Below are 6,495 nucleotides of genomic sequence, written 5' to 3' on the forward strand. Positions count from 1 at the left end.
GGGCAGGATGGTTGTTTAAAAAATGGCATCGTTCTCGGGAACGATTGCGTAAATAAAAGGTTTTAAACCCTTCAGTAATCCTCAAAATGTGCCTAGACTTGTTATGACAACAGAACGGAATTGCTTGCTAAAACATAAGTCGCCAGACCGTGTCTAATTCAACAGCCATTTAGTTAACGATTCAAAAAATCAGTTTCAATTTTAAACCCATTTTACCGTGGCTGTGTGCTCCGGTAAAAAATCAATTCTAAAAAAAGCGTAGTATGAAACAATCTTTACTCCTGCTTTTGCTTTTGATGTGCGGCACATTGCTGTTTGCCCAAAACCGCCAAATCAAAGGAAAAGTAATGGATGATGCCGGCGCACCACTTCAAGGTGTAAACGTGTTATTAAGTGGATCACAAAAAGGAGTGCAAACAGATGCAACCGGATCTTTCTCCATTGCAGCCCCGGGCACCGGCACTGTAACATTATTGATCAGTTACAGCGGTTATAAATCTCAAACTGTAAGAGTTGATGGTAAATCCGAGGTATCCATTAGTCTTGAAAAAGATGTAAGTACGTTGGAAGATGTAGTGGTGGTAGGTTATTCTTCCGTTCGTCGTAAAGATGTTACGGGTTCTGTATCGTCAGTAAATGCGAAACAACTTAAAGATATTCCTATTTCATCTGCTGCCGAGGCAATACAAGGCCGTTTGGCTGGTGTACAGGCTATTGCTTCAGAAGGCGCTCCTGGTGCAGAAATTGTTATTCGTGTTCGTGGCGGCAGCTCCATTACACAAGATAATGGTCCGCTATACATTGTAGATGGTGTGCAGGTAGAAAATGCATTATCTGTTTTGTCACCACAGGATATTGCTTCAATTGATGTGTTGAAAGATGCATCAACCACGGCTATTTATGGTGCACGTGGTGCAAATGGTGTAGTGATTATTACAACCAAAGCCGGTAAGGCAGGCAAAACAACAGTAAGCTATAATGGCCAGTATGGTTTTCGTCAAATCGGAAAAACAGTGGATGTACTCAGTCCTTATGAGTTTGTGCTTTGGCAATATGAGCGTTCACGTGGCAGCGCAACGGACAGCGGTAATTTTGCTCAAACCTATGGTACAACATGGGACACACTAAGTGTATATAAAAATATAGACGCTATTAACTGGCAAGAGCGTGTATTCGGCCGCCAGGCAAGATTCCAGAATCATAATGTTGCGGTTAACGGCGGCAACCAGAATACAAGTTTTAATCTGAGTCTTACTGCAAACAGAGAAGAAGGCATTCAATTAAACTCTGGATTCGACCGTAACCTGGTAAACTTTAAACTTGATCATAAAGTTTCCGATAAAGTAAAAGTAGGATTTACAACCCGCTATCTCAACCAGGTAATTAATGGAGCAGGTACCACCAACAGTGGTACACGAACCACAAACCGTTTACGACATACAATAAATTATCGCCCATTTGAAATACCTTTTAATGGCGGTGGTGTTGAGGATTTTGATGAAGCCTATTACATTGCTTCAGCGGGCGCAATCAACCCTGTTATTCTTACCGAAGCAGAATATCGTAAACAAACAACCGATGCAATTTATTTAACCGGTTATGCAAACATTAACCTTACAAAAAATCTCGTCTTCCGTTCAACCGTAGGTTACGATAATGCAGGAATACAAACTGATTTGTTTTACAGTAAAATCACTCCCACTGCAAGAAACTTTGCAGCGCTGCCCGTAGCTTCAATAGGCAAACAGGACAACTGGCAACTCACTAATTCGAACACACTTCAGTACAGTTTAAACAACTATAAAAAATATCATGATTTTTCCGTGTTAGCTGGTCAGGAAACCGTTGATCGCCGTTCAAGCCAGAATTCTGTAGAAACACGTTATTTCCCTGCTGATATAAGTGCAGACAAAGCGTTGGCAAATATGGGGTTGGGATCTGTGCCTTCAGGTTCCACTGCCCAGCAGCCATTGCCAACATCTTTTATTAATCCACCCGACAGAATATTTTCATGGTTTGGAAGGGTAAGCTATGCATACAATGATAAGTACCTGGCGACCTTTAACCTACGTGCAGATCGTTCATCAAAATTCAGCTCTGATAACGGATCACTCGTGTTTCCTTCGGGCTCGGTTGCATGGCGTTTCTCCAGGGAAAATTTTCTTGATAAACTCAGCTGGCTAAGTGACGGTAAGCTGCGTTTCGGTTATGGTGCTGTGGGTAATAACCGTATTGGTAATTTATTGTATCTGCAGCTATACGGTGTTACAGGGCAATATGCATTCAATCATTCAATTGTTCCGGGCTTTGCCCCTACCTCTTTGGCTAACCCAAATCTTCGTTGGGAAAAAAATATCACCCGTAACCTTGGTTTAGATCTTGCTTTCCTGAACAACCGCATTCAGCTTTCGATAGATGCCTATAAGAATTCTGCAAACAATTTATTGTTAGATGTGGCTATACCACCAACAACCGGGTATAATTCACAAATACAGAATGTGGGTGCAACCTCAAACAAGGGCCTGGAATTCCAGATCAATGCCACACCTGTAAGCAATCGAAACTTTACATGGACGTCGAACTTTAATATCTCATTTAATAAAAATGAAGTTGAAAGCTTAGGCGGTCTCACCGAAATTGTGCGTAACTCCGGTTGGCAGGGTAGTGATGGCGTGCCTGATTATATCGTTCGGGTAGGTGAGTCTACCGGATTGATGTATGGATTTGTTACTGACGGTTTTTATAAGATTGGCGATTTCGATTACAACTCAACTACTGCTACTTACACTATTAAACCGGGTATTGCGTTAAACAGTGTCTACGGTACTCCGCAACCGGGCATGCTTAAATGGAAAGATTTAAATGGTGATGGCACAATTACAGCCGATGGCGACCGGACTGTTATTGGTAATGCAAATCCAAAATTCACCGGTGGCTGGAACAACCAGTTTTCATACAAAGGATTCGACTTAAGTATCTTCTTCAACTTTGTTGTTGGCAATGATATTTATAATGCAAATAAATTAGAATGGACAGATGGTGCATTTCTTAACCTCAATATGCTTTCAACAATGAAAGACCGCTGGACAAATATTGATGCAAACGGTAATGTTGTTACCGATCCCGATGCACTGGGTAAACTAAATGCTAATGCAAAAATCTGGAGCCCGGTGCGTGTACAACGCTGGTGGTTACATTCATGGGCAATTGAAGATGGGTCGTATTTACGTATCAACAACGTAACGTTTGGTTATACACTTCCTGCCAAAATAACTGGCAAGGCAAAAATTTCTACCCTCCGTGTATTTGGTACTGTAAACAATCTGGCTACGATTACCGGCTACACTGGTTACGATCCGGATGTAACAGCACGCAGAAACGACCCATTAACACCGGGTGTTGATTTTGCAGCTTATCCAAGAGCAAGAACATGGGTAGTAGGTGTAAATGTTACTTTCTAATTCTAAAAAAGATTGCTATGACAAATAAACTTTTCCAATCAGCAATAAAAGTAATGTCGGGTGTGCTACTGATAAGCATACTTACAGGCTGTAAAAAATTTACTGAAGTTCAACCTGTTTCGCAATACAGTGTTGAGCAGGCGTTTTCTGATCCTGCAAATGCATACTCGGCAGTGGTGGGTGTTTATGATGAATTACAGGGAGATAATGGTTACGGCATCCGTATCAGTATGTATTATCCTTATGATACAGATGAAGGAATTGTTAGTGGTAATATTGATAATGGTCGCCGTGGAGTTGGCCGCTATCAACTGCTTCTTACCAATTCTGAAATTGCAAACCCCTTCCGTCAGTTATACAGAGGTCTCGAAAAAGCAAATCTTTGTATTGAGCAAATTCCATTAATGAATCAATACAACAACGGAACCGAAGCGGAAAAGAAAGAACTGCGCAGGTTACACGGCGAGGTATTAACATTACGAGCACAATTCCTCTTTGAATTAATCCGCAACTGGGGCGACGTGCCTGCACCAATGGTGCCTGCCTATAAACAAACTAGTTTGTTTATACCGCAAACAAACCGTGATTCTACTTACAATAATATTATTGCTGATCTTGCTACAGCCATTGATCTGTTGCCTTGGCGTACAGAAGTTCCAAGAAATGAGCGTATCACCAAAGGAGCTGCCAAGGCTTTGCGTGCACGTATTGCATTATTCCGTGGTGGCTATTCGTTGCGCAGCAATGCACAAATGGAAAGGCCTGCCGATTATCTCACCTACTATCAGATTGCAAAAAAAGAATGTGAAGAGTTAATGGCCGCCAGAACACAACACACATTAAACCCAAGCTATTCCGACGTATGGCGTAAGGTTACATCATTTACCTACGACCCTTACGGTGAAATTTTATTTGAAGTTGGTGCCGGTGGCGGCAACAGCAACAGCGATAGCAGAATGGGTAATTACGATGGTCCAAATCTTAACGCAGCATCACGATATGGTACAGGTGGCGGTGGTATTGTTATGTTACCCAACTTCTTTTATGCGTTTGATTCAGTTGATACCAGAAGAGATGTAACAATTACTCATTACCAGGTAACATCGGCTACTAATATAAAATCGCAACGCAGACTGGGTGAACTCAACACAGGTAAGTACCGCAGAGACTGGCGTGTACCTTTATTACCAGGTACAGTGCTGAATGTTGGATACAATTGGTCGGTAATCCGTTTTTCTGATGTGCTGTTGATGTATGCTGAAGCTGTGAATGAAATTAGTAACGGCCCAACACCGGAGGCCATTGCAGCATTTGAAGAAGTTCGTAAACGTGCCTTCGTTGGTAACTTGTCAATGATAGGAATAACGCCAACAGATAAAGCAGGTTTCTTTAATGCCATTGTGAATGAGCGTTTTCTAGAATTTGGACATGAAGGTGTACGTAAATACGATTTGCTACGTTGGAATTTACTGGCTGCAAAAATTCAGGAAGCAAGAGATAAAATACTTCTCATCAGAACCAGAACTGCTCCTTACAACAATGTACCCCAATACATTTACTGGAGAAATAATGGCGAAGAAATTCAATATTATGCAGGTCCAACTGCTCCTGCAACAGCTTTACCTTTCTGGCGACCAACTCAGGTGCCTTCTCCAACAACGGGATGGACACGTACAGACTGGGCACAACACTTAACCAGTAACAGTGCAATAGATGGATTGCCACTATATCAAGGCCTTGCACGCTTTTTTACAGCTGGCAAAAGTGAACTATTCCCGTTTGATCAGGGAACACTTGCAGCATATCAAGGCATTTTAAAACAAAATCCGAATTACTGATTCTTTTCTCAAAATAATAAAGCATAAAGGCTGCTCTTAGAGGAGCAGCCTTTTTTAATTATGAAGTATAGAAATATTACACTCGGTTTACTTATGTGCCTTTTGAATTTGCTGAGTTGCAAAGCACAAACAAAACAGGTAACTGACTACAATAACACAGCAGCAATCGCATTCCCGGGTGCTGAAGGTTATGGTAAATACACTACTGGTGGCCGGGGCGGCAAAGTATTGATCGTTACGAATCTCAACGATGATGGCGCTGGAAGTTTTCGTGATGCAGCAGAGGCAAAAGGCAAACGCATTATTGTATTTGCTGTTTCAGGAACCATTCACCTCGAAAAGAAATTATTTATCAAAGGTGATGTAACCATTGCCGGACAAACAGCACCTGGTGATGGTATTTGCTTTGCCGATCAGCCGGTGAGTTTAGCAGGCGATAACATTATCGTTCGTTACATCCGTGTACGCATGGGCGATAAATACCAGCGACAAAAAGGAATGGTAGATGGAAGTGGTGGCGATGATGCGTTTAGCAGTTCAGGTCGAAAGCATATCATCATCGATCATTGTTCATTCAGCTGGAGTACCGATGAAGTATGTTCGGTTTACAAAGGCGACAGCACTACGCTGCAATGGAATATCATCACTGAACCATTGAACTATTCCTATCATTTCGAAACAGGTGATAAAGATTGGGAGCATCATGGTTATGGTGGTATCTGGGGTGGTCAACATTTATCTGCTCATCATAATCTGTTTGCGCATTGTGTAAGTCGTAACCCACGTTTCAATGGCGCACGACTTGGTGCCGATGCAGAATTTGTTGATTTCAGAAATAATCTTATTTACAACTGGCAAAACAACAATGTATATGGCGGCGAAGGCGGCACGTATAATATGGTGAATAATTATTACAGGTATGGTCCGGTTACGAATAAAAATATTCGCTACCGCATCGTCAATCCATCGAAACTTGATAAACAACCTTACGGACAATTTTATGTTGAGGGCAACTATGTTGATGGTGCGCCTGATGTAACAAAAAATAATATTGCCGGCGTACACATTGATCCGAAAGGAACAGAAGAAGAAAAGAAAACAGTGATCAAAACTGTTGCTTTCCCAACTGATGCAATTACTGTACAAACAGCAGAGGATGCATACAAAGCGATCTTAAAACAAGTTGGCGCATCTTT

At 41.7% G+C, this 6,495-nt stretch carries 3 protein-coding genes; all 3 read left to right on the top strand.

Features of this window, described 5'->3' with window-relative positions; all coding sequences use genetic code 11:
• Positions 1 to 263 precede the first annotated feature (263 nt).
• Positions 264 to 3,461: a TonB-dependent receptor gene (locus tag VK159_RS12135; protein ID WP_324230405.1), complete on the top strand. Its 3,198-nt coding sequence runs from the start codon at positions 264 to 266 to the stop codon at positions 3,459 to 3,461.
• A 17-nt stretch (positions 3,462 to 3,478) separates the two neighbouring features.
• The gene (locus VK159_RS12140; protein WP_324230406.1) at positions 3,479 to 5,299 is read left to right on the top strand and encodes a RagB/SusD family nutrient uptake outer membrane protein; all 1,821 of its coding nucleotides are present in this window, start codon (positions 3,479 to 3,481) and stop codon (positions 5,297 to 5,299) included.
• A gap of 60 nt (positions 5,300 to 5,359) precedes the next feature.
• Positions 5,360 to 6,495: pectate lyase (locus VK159_RS12145; protein ID WP_324230407.1), on the top strand; the 1,136-nt coding region annotated here is incomplete at its 3' end.

This window comes from Lacibacter sp. (assembly GCF_035299325.1).
Lineage (GTDB): Bacteria > Bacteroidota > Bacteroidia > Chitinophagales > Chitinophagaceae > Lacibacter.